This is a genomic window from Streptomyces sp. G45 (genome assembly GCF_049542095.1).
Taxonomy (GTDB): Bacteria; Actinomycetota; Actinomycetes; order Streptomycetales; family Streptomycetaceae; genus Streptomyces.
Genome location: NZ_JBMUZU010000001.1, coordinates 512,828 through 528,106, shown reverse-complemented (window position 1 = coordinate 528,106; position 15,279 = coordinate 512,828). Strand labels below are relative to the sequence as shown.

The 15,279-nt window shown below is 76.5% G+C and carries 3 protein-coding genes and 1 pseudogene; 1 reads left to right on the top strand and 3 read right to left on the bottom strand.

Going from position 1 to position 15,279, the window contains the following annotated elements:
- Positions 1-3 precede the first annotated feature (3 nt).
- Positions 4-2,523 (bottom strand): Helicase associated domain protein, encoded by a 2,520-nt coding sequence (locus ACOBQU_RS02240; protein WP_423624100.1) that lies wholly within the window; start codon positions 2,521-2,523, stop codon positions 4-6.
- Between the two features lie 526 nt (positions 2,524-3,049).
- On the opposite strand from ACOBQU_RS02240, the gene ACOBQU_RS02235 reads away from it, so the two are divergent.
- On the top strand, positions 3,050-3,577 hold the full coding sequence (locus tag ACOBQU_RS02235; RefSeq protein ID WP_423624098.1) for a Crp/Fnr family transcriptional regulator: 528 nt from the start codon (positions 3,050-3,052) through the stop codon (positions 3,575-3,577).
- A gap of 33 nt (positions 3,578-3,610) precedes the next feature.
- On the opposite strand, the pseudogene ACOBQU_RS02230 reads toward ACOBQU_RS02235, so the two are convergent.
- Positions 3,611-5,013, bottom strand: a pseudogene (locus tag ACOBQU_RS02230) (MDR family MFS transporter).
- Positions 5,010-15,278: an amino acid adenylation domain-containing protein gene (locus ACOBQU_RS02225; protein WP_423624096.1), complete on the bottom strand. Its 10,269-nt coding sequence runs from the start codon at positions 15,276-15,278 to the stop codon at positions 5,010-5,012. The pseudogene ACOBQU_RS02230 and the gene ACOBQU_RS02225 overlap by 4 nt, the downstream one beginning before the upstream one ends.
- Between the last annotated feature and the right edge of the window lies 1 nt (position 15,279).

Here is a 15,279-nt window from a genome sequence, read left to right as displayed (position 1 = left end):
CGCCTACGTCCACCGCATGCCGATGTCCGTGAGCTGCTGGACGCGCTCCGGGGTCAGCGTCGCGGCTCGGCTGCGCTGGTTACTGATCCAGGAGCCGAGGCGGAGCGTGTGTTCCTGCTGGTCCCGGCCGTCGTCGCCGCTGACGGCGATCCGCTCGACGTGGGCGCGCGGCACGTGCAGGTGGCCCTCGCGCCGGTAGTACTGCTGGGCGGCGGCGTAATGGAGCGCCCAGCGGTCGGCCTGCGTGCGGCGCGGGCGGGGCCGCTCGTCCTCGGCGGCGGGTTCGATGCCGAGGACGTGCTCGCACAGCCACTGCTGCGCGGCGGTGAGCCTGTCCCAGCCGAGGCGCTGCGCCCGTACCCATCGGCCCAGGTCCTCGCCCTGGTGCACGACGCTGCCCGGCGAGGTCGGCAGGGTGCCGCCGGTGTCGAGGTGGCGCCGGGTCAGATGGAAGGCGCGCTGCCACTCCACGGGCCAGGCGGGGCACCAGGCGGGGTCGATGTCGTCGAGCTGCGCCCGCCGCTCGGCCGAGAGCGCCCCGGTCGCCGACCCCACGGGCAGGCCTTCGGCGCGCCGCTGCTCCAGCTCCTGGGCGCGGCGGGCGGCGGCCCTGGCGTTCTTCAGCCAGATGCCGACCCGGTGGCCGCGGAACGTGGCGTCGAAGGGCGCGAGCAGGTGCCCGTGCTCGGCCGCCCAGGCCCGCGCCGCCGCGAGCCCCTCCTCCCAGGCGATGTCGTGGTGCGACCACACCATGCCGAGCGCTTCCAGCTGCCGGGCGCGGTCGGCGTCCATGGCGCCGCGCGCGTGGAAGCGGCGGGCGTCGGCGATCCACTGCCCCAGCGGGAAGCCCGCGAGCGACGCGGGCCACCCCTGGTCCCGCGCCTCCTGGCCCTCGGGGACGCGGTGCGTGAAGGGCACCCGCAGGTCGCCGTGGTGCCGCTGGTAGAGCGTGGCGGCCTCGACGCCGCGCCGCCAGTGGGCGTGCTCGGGGTTGAGGACCCGCAGGTTGATGAACGCCGCCAGGGCCGCCGGGTCGCGCGGGGTGGAGAACGCGAGCAGCGCCCGGGCCGGTGCGGACGGGCCGCCGCGCTCACCGGCCCCGCCGCCCTCGCCCTCGTCGGCCGACCGCGTCCGCACGCCCGTGGACCGGCTCGGCGCCTGCCGCTGCGCCAGCTGCTCGACCACGCGGGTGTCGTGGGCGCGGAGGGCGGCGAGCAGCTTCGCGAGGCCGCCGTAGGCGCGCGAGGTGAGCATGCTGTCCGGGGTCTCCCCGGGTTCGAGCAGCACGGGCACGACCAGGCAGGCCGTCTTGCCCTCGCCGGGCCGCATCCGCAGCGCGCGGCCCACGGCCTGGACGAGGTCGGGCATCGAACCGCGGACGTCGGCGAAGTACACCGAGTCGCAGTCCTTGGTGTCGACGCCTTCACCGAGCACCTTCACCGACCCCAGGTACGACCGCTCCACGGGCGTCCCGTCGGCGGCCACCCCGGCGGCGAACTCATCGAGCACGCGCCGCCGGTGCAGGGGCTTGTGCTCCCCGCAGAGCCAGTCGGCCCACACCGCGGCCGGATACGCCTCCGGCTCGGCGGCGTGCAGCCGCGCGGCCACGGCCGGGAGACCGGCGGCGAACGCCTCCGCCTCCTTCACCACGTGGTGGAACACCAGCGTGCGCCGGAAGTCCCGCTCGGCCGACGCCTTGACCAGGGCGGTCTGGAGCGCGGCCAGCCGGGCGCCTCGCACCTGCGCGGAGTACGCGTCGGCGCCCAGGAGCTGGGCGGCCTGGAGCTGGGTGTCGGTGATGTCCAGGCACACCACCTGGTACGGGGCGCAGATGCCCCGGTCGATGGCCTCCGACAGCGTCAGCGTGAAGCAGCGCGCGCCGAACGGCCCCTCGGGGTCGTCGTCCATCGACGCGACCAGTTCGCCCGGCGAGCCCTGGTCGGCATCGTCGTCAAGCTGCCACAGGCGGGGCGTGGCCGTCATGTACAGGCGCCGCAGCGCCGGGATCCGCTGGTTGTCGTGGACGACCGCCCACGGCTTGCCGATCCGCCCCGACGTGCGGTGCGCCTCGTCCACCACGATCAGGTCCCAGCCGGGCAGCCCGGCCCGATGGGCGCGCTCCAGCGTGCCGAGCCCGAGGGAGGCGTACGTGGCGAACACCGTCACGCGGTCGAACGGCCGCACCCAGGCGACCAGCTCGCCCACGTCCGTGGTGTTCGCGAAGCCCGCCTCGTCCCCGCGCAGCGACGACACCCCGACCATCGGACCCGTACGGCCCGCCGCCCGCCACGCGACCTCGGTCTGCGCCAGCAGGTCGAGCGACGGCACCAGCACCAGCACCCGGCCCGCCCGCAGCTCCTGCGCGCTGCGCGCGGCGACGAGGGTCTTGCCGGTGCCGGTCGCCATGATGACCTGCGTCCGCAGCCCCCGCTCCGGGACCAGCGAGCGGGCGGGCAGGTCCAGGGCGCCGAGGACCGCGTCCACGGCTTCGCGCTGGTGGGGGCGGAGTGCCGTTGCTGCCATGTTCGCTCTGCTTTCTCCCGCGGGCCGCGCCGTGACCCTACACGCCGGGCCGGTCCCCGGGCCCGGAGGGAACACCGCAGGTCGCGGGGGTGCACCGGCGAGACCGGGCGACGAGTCGCGCCCACTTGCCGGGCGGACCCAGAGGCCCGTGCCTGCCCTGAAGGCCGTGGGGCGGCTGTTCTTCGTCAACGCGTCCGGCGCCGACACCTGGTGCACGGCCACCGCCGCGAAGAGCGTCAGCCCGTCCGCCGTGATGACCGCCGCGCACTGCGTGCGCCGGGGTTCGTCCCCGTACCGCACCAGCCTGTCGACTCGACTCCCTGACACCGACCACGCTGTACGGCGAGATCCTGCGAGCCACGGCCAAGAAGGTGTACGACCGGGGCCAGCGCCCCTGAGGCGGGGCGGCCGGAGGGCCGGACGGCCGGGGGAGGGGAGGCCGGGTGGCCCTGGCGGCGGGCGGAGCGCGTGATCACGCTGGACAGTGGAGAGAGGAAGGCCCTCTCGACGCCTCTTGGAGGACGTCATGAACACTTCGCCCGCATCCTCCGCATCCTCCGCATCCTCCGCATCCTCCGCGCCCGCCGCGTCCCCTGGGTCGCCCGCGTCCAGCGTCCTGCGGTCCCTGCCGCCCGCACACGCCGAGCGGCTGCTCCGCACCGCCCGTGAAGTGTCGCTGCCGCAGGGTGAGCGCGTGTTCGTCGAGGGCGGGCCCGCCGACCGGTTCTGGGTCGTGCGCACGGGCACGATCGCCCTCGACATGCGGGTGCCCGGGCGGCGGCCCGCGGTGATCGAGACCCTCGGGCACAACGACCTCGTCGGCTGGTCCTGGCTGTTCGGCCCGCACGTGTGGCACCTGGGCGCCGAGACGGTCTCGCCCGTGCGCGCCTACGAGTTCGACGCCGCGGCCGTGCGGAGCATGTGCCAGGACGACCCCGCCCTCGGCCTGGCGGTCGCCCAGTGGGTCGGCGGGGCGCTCGCCCACCGGCTGCGCTCGGCCCGCACACGGCTCCTCGACCTCTACGCGCCGTACGGCAGCGGCAGCGCGCTGTGACCGTGTGACAGGACCGGCGGCCAGGCAGCCGCCTCAGGGCTTCCCGGCCCGCGTACGCGGCAGGCGCGTGGCCCCCGCGGCGGCCAGCAGGCAGAAGCCGAGCACCCACCAGAACGTGTCGGCGAAGGCCCAGGAGACGTCCGTGCCGCGGGCGGAGAGCCGGTCCTGGAGGACCACCGCGAGCGCCGCCGTGCCGAGCGAACCGCCCACGGTGTTGAGGAGGTTCAGCGCCCCGGACGCGCGGGGCAGCCGCGCGGGCTCGATACGGCTGTACACGATGTTCATCACCGGCGCCCCGATCATCGCCATGCCGACCCCGCGCACCGCCAGGGACACGGCGATCGCGGCGTCCGCGAGCCCGTGGCCGAGCTGGGTGAACGGGGCCGTGCCCGCGAGGATCAGCGCGATGCCCGCGACGACCAGGGTGCGCGGCGCCACCTGGTCGATGGTGCGGTTCACCAGCACCGAACCGGCCGCCGCGCCCAGGCCCTGCGGGGCGAGCAGCAGCCCGGCCTCCCACGCCGACAGGCCGCGCCCGGTCTGGAAGTACAGCGGCAGCAGGAACATCGTGCCGAACACCGACGCGCCCAGGACGAGCAGCGCGAGGGCCGCGGCACCGAACGGCGGCCGGGCGAACAGCCGCGGATCCACCAGCGGGGTGCCGCTGGTGCGCAGCCCGTGCACGGTGAACGCGGCCAGCATCGCCGCGCCCGCCGCGACCCCGACCACGGCCGGGAGGGTCCGGCCGTGGGAGACCTCGGTCAGGCCGTACACCAGGACCGCGAGCCCGGGGAGAGCAGCGCCGCGCCCCGGACGTCGAAGGCCGTGCGCCGCGGCGACGGCGGCACCTCGGGGACATGGCGGCGGGCCAGCAGGATCGCGGCCACGCCGATCGGCAGGTTGACCAGGAACAGCCACGGCCAGGACGCCGCGCCGAGGATGGCGCCGCCGACCAGCGGGCCGAGCACCGGCGACAGCAGCGGCACCACCGCGACGACGCTGATCACCTTGCCGGTGCGCTCGCGCCCCGCGACGCGGGCCAGCAGCGCCTGCCCCGTCGCGGGCAGCAGCCCGCCGCCCAGGCCCTGCACCACCCGGAAGGCGATCAGGCTGGCCGCCGACCAGGCGAGCGCGCACAGCACCGAGCCCAGCAGGAACACCCCCACGGCGGCGAGCCACGTCCGCCGCCCGCCGAACCGGTCGGCCAGCCAGCCCGACGCGGGCACGGCGGCCACGACCGCAAGGAGATACGCCGTCGACACCCACTGGATCTCGGTGACGGAGGCGTCGAAGTCCCCGGCCAGGGTGTCGATGCCGACGCTGACGATGGTGGCGTCCACCGTGGCCATGAACGTGCCGAGCACCAGAATGAACGCGATCCGCAGCAGCGGACCGTCCACCCGCTCCGCGGCGGGCGGCGCGGCGGACTCGCTCATCGGCCCTCCTCGGACACGACGGCACCCTCGGGGCGCCGGGACCCGGGCCGGTCGGCATCGGCCAGGAGCGTCCGTACGTCAGCGTCGAGGTGCCGCTCCAGCGTGCCGAGCAGGTCGAGGAGTTCCTCGGCGAGACCGGTGGCGTCCACCCCGGCCCGGTGGGCGAGTACGCCCGTCCAGCCGTCGCCGTCCGGCATGACCGTCAGGGTCACCGGATGGTGGGTGGCCTCCCGGAAGCGGGTGCCGACGACCGTGAGCCCGGGGGTGGGGTGGCGGAGCCGGTCCGGGTCGACCGGGTAGTTCTCGAACACCACCAGGCTGTCGAACAGGCGCCGCCGCCCCATGCGCCGCTCCAGGTCGGGCAGCGCCACGTGCTGGTGCTCGGCGAGCGCCCGCTGCCGGGCCTGGAGGTCGGCGAGGGCCTCGGCGAGCGTGCCGGTCAGGCGCGCCCGCACCGGCACGGTGTTGGCGAGCAGCCCGATGATCTCCTCGACGCCCTCCAGCTCCGGCGGACGGCAGGCGACCATGGCGCCGAAGCAGACGTCCGCCCGCCCCGAGCGCCGCGCGAGCAGCACCGACCAGGCGCCCTGCACCAGCGTGTTGGGGGTCAGCCCGCGCCGCGCGGCGGCCCGCCCGAGCCCGGCCACCAGCTCGGCGCCGACCGTGAACACCGCGGGCTCCTGCCACGCGGGCCCGAGGCCGCCGCCACCCAGGTGGTCGCCCTCCGGCAGGCCCGCCAACTCGGCCTCCCAGACGGCGAGATCGGGCTCGTGGTCGGCGCGCCAGCGCAGATAGTCCCCGAACGGCACCGGAGCGGGCAGATCAGGGGCCGCGCCGCGCAGCCGCGCGGAGTAGAGGGCGAACAGCTCGGTGAGGACGCGCGGCGCCGACCAGCCGTCGGACAGCACATGGTGGGTGGTCAGGACCAGGTCGGCGCGCTCGGCCCCGTACCGGATGACGGTGAGGCGGACCAGCGGCCCGCGCGCCAGGTCGAACGGCTCGGCCAGATCGGCGGCGAGCAGCGGCTCGGCCACCGCGGCGAGCGCGTCGCCGTCCGGCGCGTCGGCGTCGGCCCCGTACGCGGTGCCGTCCGCACGCACCGTGCCGCCCGCGCGGGGTGCCGCCGCGCCGCCCGGCGCGGTGTCCGCGCCGAAGCGCGGCGCCTCGACCACCCGGAAGTCCGGCCGCGGCGACTTCGGGATCACCGCCAGGTCCGCGGGGAACACCGCGCCCAGGTTGGGATGCCGGGCCAGCAGGTCCGCGCCCGCGGCGCGCAGCGCCTCCACATCGAGCGCGCCCGCCAGGGAGAACGTCGACTGCACCGTGTACGGGTCGGGCCGTTCGGTGCGGGAGTGCCGCAGCATCACCTCCTGGAGCGGGGTGAGCGGCTGCACGTCGGCGACCGGACGGTCCTGGTCCAGCGCCCCGAGTTCAGGCGCGGCGGCGGTGCGCAGCAGCGCGGCCCGCAGGTGCTCGGCGAGGTCCTCGACCTCCTCGGCGGTGAACAGCGCGGACGGCCAGGTGACGCGGACGCCGAGGGAGTCGTCCCGCACCAGGGCGTTGACCATCAGGCTGTGCGGCAGCGGCAGTTCGCCGGTGCCGCCCGAGCCGAGTGGGTCGGCGTCCGGCGGCGCCTGCCACGGCGTCTCCTCGGTGGGGGCGCCGGGGAACTGGCCGAGGTAGTTCCAGGCGATCTCCGGCTCCACCGGGTCGAGCAGGCCCGCCGTGGTGAGGACGCCGTGGCCGAGGCCGTCGCCCTGCGCGCGCAGCCGCTCCGCCGTCGCCCGCACGTCGTCCCGCGCGTGCAGGCGTACGGGATGGACGGCCGTGAACCAGCCGACGGTCCCCGACAGGTCGACCTGCGGCGGACGGCCGTGGCTCTCCAGGGCCACCAGCACCTCCGGAGTGCCGCGCCAGGCCGCCACCGCCTGGGCGAGCGCGGTGAGCAGCACGGCGTCCGGTGTGGTGCGGCAGGCGGCGGGCAGCGTCGTGATCAGGGCGCGGGTCGCGTCGGCGGGGAGCCGGATCTCGTGGTGCGCGGCCGTGGCCACCGTGTCGCGGGCCGGGACGAGCGGGCGGGTCAGCGCCGGGGTGGCCGTCATCCGCCGCCAGTGGGGGAGTTCGGCCCGCCGGTCGTCCGCGCGCAGCGCCCGCGCCCAGCCGACGAAGGACTGGCCGTGCCGGGCGAGCGACCCGCCGCAGTGGGCGTGCCGCACGTCGTCGAGCAGGATCCGCCAGGACACGCCGTCGACGACGAGGTGATGGGCGATCAGGACGAGCCTGCCCGGGCGCACGGGCCCGGCGTCCACCCACAGCGCGCGCAGCAGCGGCCCGGTCCGCGGGTCCATCGCCGCGCGGACGGCGGCGAGGTGGGCGTCGACGACCCCACGCGGGTCGTCGTCCGTGCGTACGCGGGTCAGGACGTCGGCGGCCGTGACGGCTCCGGCCGGAGGGACGCGCAGGGCGTCGTCGGCGAGGTGGGCGCGCAGCACGTCGTGGCGGGCGAGCAGCGCGTCCAGCACGGACCGCCAAGTGGCCTCGTCGCCGCCCGGCGGCACGCAGACCTCCACCCACTGGCAGAAGCCGTCCGCGGCGGCGCCCGCGCGGCGCAGCAGGTCCCGCATGACGGGCGTCAGCGGCGCGTCGCCGACCGCGGGCGCGTCGCCGCCGTCCAGGGCGCGGGCCCGCGCGGCGATCCCGGCGACGGTCTCGCCCTCGAACACGTCCCGCGCGGTGAGGCCGAGCCCGCGGCGGCGGGCCCGCGACACCACCTGGAGCGACACGATGCTGTCGCCGCCGATGCCGAAGAAGCCGTCGTCGAGGCCGATGTCGTCGCGGCCCAGGACGTCACGGAACACATCGAGCAGCACCGCCTCGGCGGGCGTCGCGGGGTCGCGCCGCGTGGCGGCCGTGGTCTCGGGCGCGGGCAGCGCCGCCGGGTCGAGCTTGCCGCCCGGGCCCAGCGGCAGGCGGTCGATCGGCACCAGCGCCGTCGGCACCATGTGGTCCGGCAGCTCGTCGGCGAGGTACGCCCGCACGCGTGCCGTGTCCAGGTCGGCGCCGTCGGTGGGGATGCCGTACCCGACGAGGCGGCCCTCGCGGACGATCACGGCGCAGGCGCGCACGTCGGGGTGGCGGGTCAAGGTGGACTCGATCTCGCCCAGCTCCACCCGGAAGCCGCGGATCTTCACCTGGTGGTCGGCGCGGCCCAGGAACACCAGCTGCCCGTCGGGCCGCCAGCGCACCAGGTCCCCGGTGCGGTACATCCGCTCGCCCGGCGCGCCGAACGGGTCGGCGACGAACGCCGCCGAGGTCAGGGCCGGGCGGCCGAGGTAGCCGCGGGCCACGCTCGGCCCGCCCAGGTACAGCTCGCCCGTCACGCCGACGCCGACGGGCTGGAGGCCGCTGTCCAGGACGTAGGCGCGGACGTTCGGGTCGGGGCGGCCGATCGGCAGCGGCCCGGCGTCGTCGGTGTCGTCGGGGTCGTAGTGCCAGGTCACGGAGTTGATGGTGACCTCGGTGGGGCCGTAGGCGTTGAACAGTGCCCGGCGGCCGGTGCCCCAGCGGCGCGCCAGCTCCGGGTCGAGGCGCTCGGCGCCCACCACGAAGAACACATCGGGGTCGACCGTGCGGTCGTCGGGCATCGCCGCCAGGAACGACGGCAGCAGGTTCACGCCGGTCACCCGGTGCTCGACGATGTAGTCCAGCAGCTCGTCGCCCGGCACGCGCACCTCCTCCGGCGCGATCACGGACGTACCGCCGGACAGCAGCGGCACCATCGTCTGCCAGAACGCCACGTCGAAACTGGTCGACGCGAAGTGCAGATACCGGTCGTGCTCGGTGACGCCGACGACCTCCTCCTGGAGCGCGATCAGGTCGGGCACGCCCCGGTGGGTGACGCCGACGCCCTTGGGGCGGCCGGTCGTTCCGGAGGTGTAGATGACGTACGCGAGCGCGTCGTCGGTGAGGCGGGCGCGCGCCCAGGCCGGGTCGGTGTCGGGCACGGACGCCAGCGTCGCCGGGTCGTCCAGGCGCAGGACCGGGATGGCGCGGTCGCTCGGCAGGTCGGCGCCGGTGGTCACGGCGGCGGCCGCGGCGACGTCGTCGAGCATGTACGCCAGGCGCTCGCGGGGATAGGCCGGGTCCAGGGGCACGTACACGGCGCCCGCCTTGGCGACGCCGAACAGCGCCACCGTCATCTCGACGTCACGGCCCAGGAGCACCGCGACGGGGTCCTGCGGCCGGACGCCGCGCGCGATCAGGGCGTGGGCGAGCCGGTTGGCCCGGCGGTCCAGCTCGGCGTAGCTGAGGCTGCGGTCGCGGCAGACCAGGGCCTCGGCGTCCGGCGTGCGGCGCACCCAGGCGGCGAACTCCTCAAGCCAGGGGCCGCGCGCCTTGGCGGGGACGACGTCGGTGCCGGTGCGCAGCATCCGCTGCCGCTCGTCGCCGTCGAGCAGCGGCAGGGCGAGCGCGGGCCGCTCGGGGTCGGCGACGATCTCGTGCAGGAGGTGGCGCAGCCAGCGGCCGTAGTCCCGCACGGTGGCCTCGGCGAACGCGCCCGGCTGGTAGCCGAGGCCGAGGACGATCTCGTCGTCGGGGATCACGATCACGGTCAGGGCGTAGTGGGTGGCGTCGGTGATGTCGACGCCGGTCAGGTCGAGTCCGGGCGCCAGCGGGGTGCGCTTCCTGCTGGACAGCGGGAAGTTCTCCATCACCAGCATCGTGTCGAACAACTCGCCCGCGCCGACCGCCCGCTGGATCTCGGGCAGCCCCACGTGGTGGTGCTCGGCCAGCGCCACGCTCTCGGCGTGCACCTGGGCCAGCAGCTCCCGGGCCGTCTGGTCCTGGGTGTGCCGTACGCGCACGGGGATGGTGGTGCCGAGCTGGCCGATCATCGACTCCACGCCGGTGACCTGGTCGGGCCGACCGGACACCGGGCAGCCGAACACCACGTCGCGGCGCCCGGTGAGCCTGCCCAGGAGCAGGCCCCAGGCCGTCTGGAGCACCGTGGTCAGGGTGATGCCCCGCGCGCGGGCGAACGCGCGCAGCGCGTCGCTGAACTCCGCGCCGAGCCCCACGGTGATCCGGTCGGGCCGCTCCACGCCGGTGGCGGCGCTCGCGGGGGCGAGCCGCGTCGCGTCGTCGACCCCGGCGAGGGCGTCGCGCCAGGCGGCGAGGGACGCCTCCCGGTCGCGGCCCGCGAGCCACTGGAAGTACTCCGACAGCGGGGGAGCGGCGGGCACGGCGGGCCCGCCGCCCAGCTCGGCGTAGATCGCCAGCAGGGCGCGGCCGACCAGAGGCATCGACCAGCCGTCCAGCAGGGCGTGGTGGTTGGTGAGCACCAGCTTGTGCTCGGCCGGGCCGACCCGGCACAGCAGGAAGCGGATCAGCGGCGGCCGCGCCGGGTCGAAGGGGCGCTCCAGGTCGGCGCGTGCCGCCGCGGCGAAGCCGGAGGCGTCATCGTCGTGCCGCCACTCCAGGGCGACGTCCGCGGGGATCACCTGCACGACCTCGTCCCCGGCGGTGCCCAGGTACACGCGCAACGCCAGGGTGCGGCGCAGCAGTTCGCGCGCGGCCTCCCGCATGCGCTCCGGGTCCAGCTCACCGGCGAGGGTGGTCACCGCCTGGACGACGTAGACGTCGGTGTCCGCGGCGTCGCGGACCAGCGTGTGGAAGGACAGACCGACCTGGAGGGGGGTGGCGGGCAGGACGTCGGCGACGCGCCCGGAGCGTTCGAGGGCGTCGATGGCGGCCTGGTCGAGGCGGGCGAACGGCAGGTCGGACGGGGTGAGCCCGCCGGGCGCGGTGCGCGCGTGCGCGGCCAGCGCGTCCAGGGCCCTGCCCCAGGCCGCCTTGAGGGACGCCACGGCGTCGGCGCCGAGCACCTGGCTCGCGGCGGTCCACTCGACGGCGAGCCGGGGCGCGCCCTGTTCGTGGACGAAGCAGTTGAGGGCGAGGACCTGCTCCAGGGCCTTGCCGTCGGGCTCGGTCACCGCGAACGCGTCGCGCTCCGGCAGCCGCCAGTCGGTGCGGGGCGGCGACGCGAACCGGCCCAGGTAGTTCAGGAGCACGTCCGGCGGCGGGGTGGCCCCGAGTTCGGCGCGGGTGCGCGGGTCGAGGTGGCGCAGCACGCCGTAGCCGACGCCGCCGTCGGGGACGCCGCGCTTGGCCTCCTTGGCGGCCCGCAGCACCTGCCGTACGTCGCCCGGCGTGGGAACGCGGACAGGGTACTCGCTGGTGAACCAGCCGACCGTGCGCGACAGGTCGAGGTGTTCGCGGCCGTGGCCCTCCAGGGTGACGGTCACCGCGTCGCCGTCGACGCCCCAGTCCCGCAGCGCCAGGACGAGCGCGGCCAGCAGCACCTCGTCGACGCCCGCCCGGTAGGCGGCGGGCAGTGTGGTCAGCAGGGCCTCGGTGACCTCCGGGGAGGCCACGGTGACCGACCGGTGGGCGGTGGCGACCGTGTCGCGGCTCTGGTCCAGGGGCCGGGCGCCGAGCCGGGACGCGGAGCCGAGCGCGGTGCGCCAGTGCGCCAACTCGCCCCGCCGGGCGCCGGTCTCGCCCTGCTCGGCGAGGAGCAGCGCATGCCGCCGCCACGAGGCGCCGACCGGTTCGAGGCGCCCGCCCGCGCACGCGGTGTGCAAGTCGGGCAGCAGGATCCGCCAGGACACGCCGTCCACGGCGAGGTGGTGGACGACGATGACGAGCCGGTCGGGCGTGCCGGAACCGGTGCGGACGAGGGCCGCGCGCAGCAAGTCGCCTGATCCCGGGGCGAGTTCGCCCGAGAGGCGCCGGGCAAGGGCGGCCGCCTCCTCGTCGGTGCCCTCGCCGTGGACCTCCTCGACGGTGGCGCGCACGGCGCCGCGCGGCAGGACCTCCAGGCCGTCACCGGTCGCCTTCAGGCGCAGCGCGTCATGGTGGTCGAGGACGGTCCGCACGCCCGACACCAGGTCGGCGTAGGCGAGTTCGCCGACGTGCGGCGCGGTCCACTGCGCGTATCCGGCGACGGCGTCGACGTCCGGGGTGGGGCCTCCCCTGCTCGAAGAGCTTGGGGAAGCGTCGAGCAGGCCGCGCACGATGGGCGGCGCGGGCACCGGGCCGGTCGGCTCGTCGGCCGGGGCGGGGGCCTGGGCCGTCTCGGCGGCGGAGGCGGCCAGGGCGGCGAAGCTGCGGCGCGCGAGGAGGTCGCGGGGGCGCAGTTCCAGGCCCTTGGCGCGCAGGCGGCTGCTGACGGCGATCGCGGTGATGCTGTCGCCGCCGAGCGCGAAGAAGTCGTCGTCGACGCTGACCTGTTCGGCGTCGAGGACGTCGGCGAGCACCGAGCACAGCAGCCGCTCCCGCTCGCTGCCCGGGGCCCGGCCGCCGCCGGACACGGTGGGCGCGGGCAGGGCGGCGCGGTCCAGCTTGCCGTTGGGCGTGACGGGAAGGGCGTCCAGGACGACCACGGCGGCGGGCACCATGGGCTCGGGCAGCCGCTCGGCGAGGTGGGCGCGCACGGCGTCCCCGGTGAGCGCGGGCGCGCCCGTGCCGGAGGCGGACTCGGTGCCGTCGGGGGATGCGCTTCCGGTGGCGGACACGACGTAGCCGACCAGCCGGGACGCCCGCACCGCGACCGCCGCCGCCGTCACCCCGGGCACGGCGCCCAGCGCGGCCTCGACCTCCCCGGTCTCCACCCGGTGGCCCCGGATCTTCACCTGCCCGTCGCCCCGGCCCAGGTAGGCCAGGCCCTGCCCCGGCACCCAGCGCACCAGGTCACCCGTGCGGTACATGCGTGTGCCCGGCGCCCCGAACGGGTCGGCGACGAACCGCTCGGCGCTCGCGCCGGGCCTGCCGAGGTAGCCGCGCGCCAGGTGCGGCCCCGCCAGGTACAGCTCGCCCGCCGTGCCGTGCGGCACCGGCTGGAGCGCGCTGTCCAGGACGTAGACACGGGTGCCCGCGAGCGGGTGGCCGATCGTCGGCGTCTCGCCGGTGACGCGGGCGAGGGTGCTGTCCACGGCCGCCTCCGTCGGCCCGTACACGTTGCGGGCGGTGACGCCGGACGCGGCGATCCGCCGCCACAGGGCGGGCGGGGTCGCCTCGCCGCCGAGGACGAGCAGCGTCGGCCGCCGCTCCAGCAGGCCGCCGTCGATCAGCGGCGCCGCCATCGACGGGGTGGTGTCGACGACGTCGATGCCGTCGCGGGCGTACGCGGTGAGCAGCGCGTCGGCGTCGCGGGTGGTCTCGGCGTCGTAGACGTGCAGTTCGTGGCCGCACAGCAGCCACACCAGGTGCTCGAAGGCCGAGTCGAAGGCGAACGAATAGGTGTGGGCGGCGCGCAGCCGCCGCCCCGCGGCGCCCTCGGCCTCGGCGACGACCGTGGAGCGCTGGTGGTGCAGCAGCGCGGCGAGGCCGCCCGCCCGGCCGAGCACGCCCTTGGGGCGGCCGGTGGAGCCGGAGGTGTGGATGACGTAGGCGAGGTGGTCGGGGTGGCGGGGCGCGGCCAGGTCGTCGGCGGTCAGGGGCGCGTCGGAGAGCGCGGCGGCCTCGTCGAGGAGCGTGGTCCAGGGCAGCCCGTCGACGGTGCCGTCGGTGAGGACGAGCGCCGGGCGGGCGTCGTCGAGGAGTTCGCGCAGCCGCTCGGGCGGGTGCGCGGCGTCCAGCGGCTGGAACGCGGCGCCCGCGTCGAGGACCGCGAGGAGCGCGGTCACCAGGGCGGCGGAGCGCGGCAGGGCCAGGGCGACGAGGTCGTCGGGCCCGACGCCGCGCGCCCGCAGCGCCCGCGCCACCCGGTGCACCCGGCCCGCCAGCTCCCCGGCGGTCAGCCGCTCGTCCCCGCACACCAGGGCGGTGTGCCCGGGGTCGGCGGCGGCCATCGCGGCCAGCGCGGTCGGCACGTCCACCGGCGTGCCGGGCAGCGCGGGCGGGCACCAGTCGGCCAACTGCCGCGCCACGTCCTCGGCGAGGGCCACGCGCCCCACGGCCCTGCCGTCGAGCAGCCCGGACAGCAGGGCGCGCAGGCCCGACAGGAGCCGGTCGACCGCGGCCTGGTCGGTGTTGCGGGCGTCCACCTCGAAGCCGAGGAGAAGCCCGCCGTCGCGGGTCGGGAGGACGCTCAGACCCATGTCCTCGGGCGGGCCGCCCGCGACGTTGCGCATCACCCCGGAGGAACCGGCGAAGTCCAGGGCCAGGTCGAAGGCCTTGAGGTTGACGCCGCGGCCGTGCAGCAGCGCGCCCGCGCCGGGCACGCCCAGGTCGCGCGGCAGGTCCTCGCCCCGGTACCGCTGGTGGTCGCGCATCTCGCGCAGCGCCGCGGCGACCCGCGCGCCCAGCTCCGCCAGGCCGTCGCCGCCGTGCACGGCCACCCGCAGCGGCAGCACGTTGACGGCCATGCCGGGGGTGCGCAGCTCGGCCGAGCCGGTGCGGCACATCAGGGGCAGCGCGAACACCACGTCGGCGCGGCCCAGGACGCGGTGCAGGAAAGCGGCGTACGCGGCGATCAGGGCGTCGCCCCAGGTGAGGCCCGCGCCGTCGGCGAAGGCACGCAGCCGGGCCACCTCGTCGGGCGGGACGACGGCGCGGGCGGTGAGGGTGCGCTCGGGCGGCCCGGAGACGTCGGCGTCCCGCGCCTGGTCCAGGTCGGGCAGCGGTGTGAACCGGTCGACCCAGTAGGCGCGGTCCTCGGCGCAGCGGTCGCTGTCCCGGTAGGCGCGGTCGGCGGCCACGAGCCCGGCGAACGCGCCGAACGGCGACGGCGGCACGTCGGTGCCGCGGACCAGGGCGGTGTAGCGGGCGGCGGTGCGGCGGGCGAGCATCGCCGCGGTGTAGCCGTCGAAGACCAGGTGGTGGCCGAGCTGGGTGTACCAGACCTCGCTCTCGGACAGCCGGATGACGGTCCGCGCGTACAGGGGCCGGTCCACCATGCCCCGGCAGGCCTCGCCCGCCCGGGCCCGCTCGGCGTCGACGAGCGCGTGGGCCGCGGCCCACGGGTCGGCGGCGTCGCGCAGGTCGACCACCTCGGGCGGCGCGACCGGCTCGGCGCTGACCGCCTGGCGCGGCCCCTCAGGGGTGTCGTACACGCGCAGCCGCAGCGTCTCGGCCTCCTCGGTGGTCGCCCGCACCGCCTCGACGAGGGCCTCGACGTCGACGGGACCCGCACCGGATATCTCCACCACGTCGCCGACCACGTAGTACGGCGAGTCCGGTTCGAGGCGCTGCGCGTTCCAGATGCCCGCCTGGGCGCCGGTCAGGGGGAGGAGCCCGGGGGCGGACTCGGCTGCGGTGCTCACG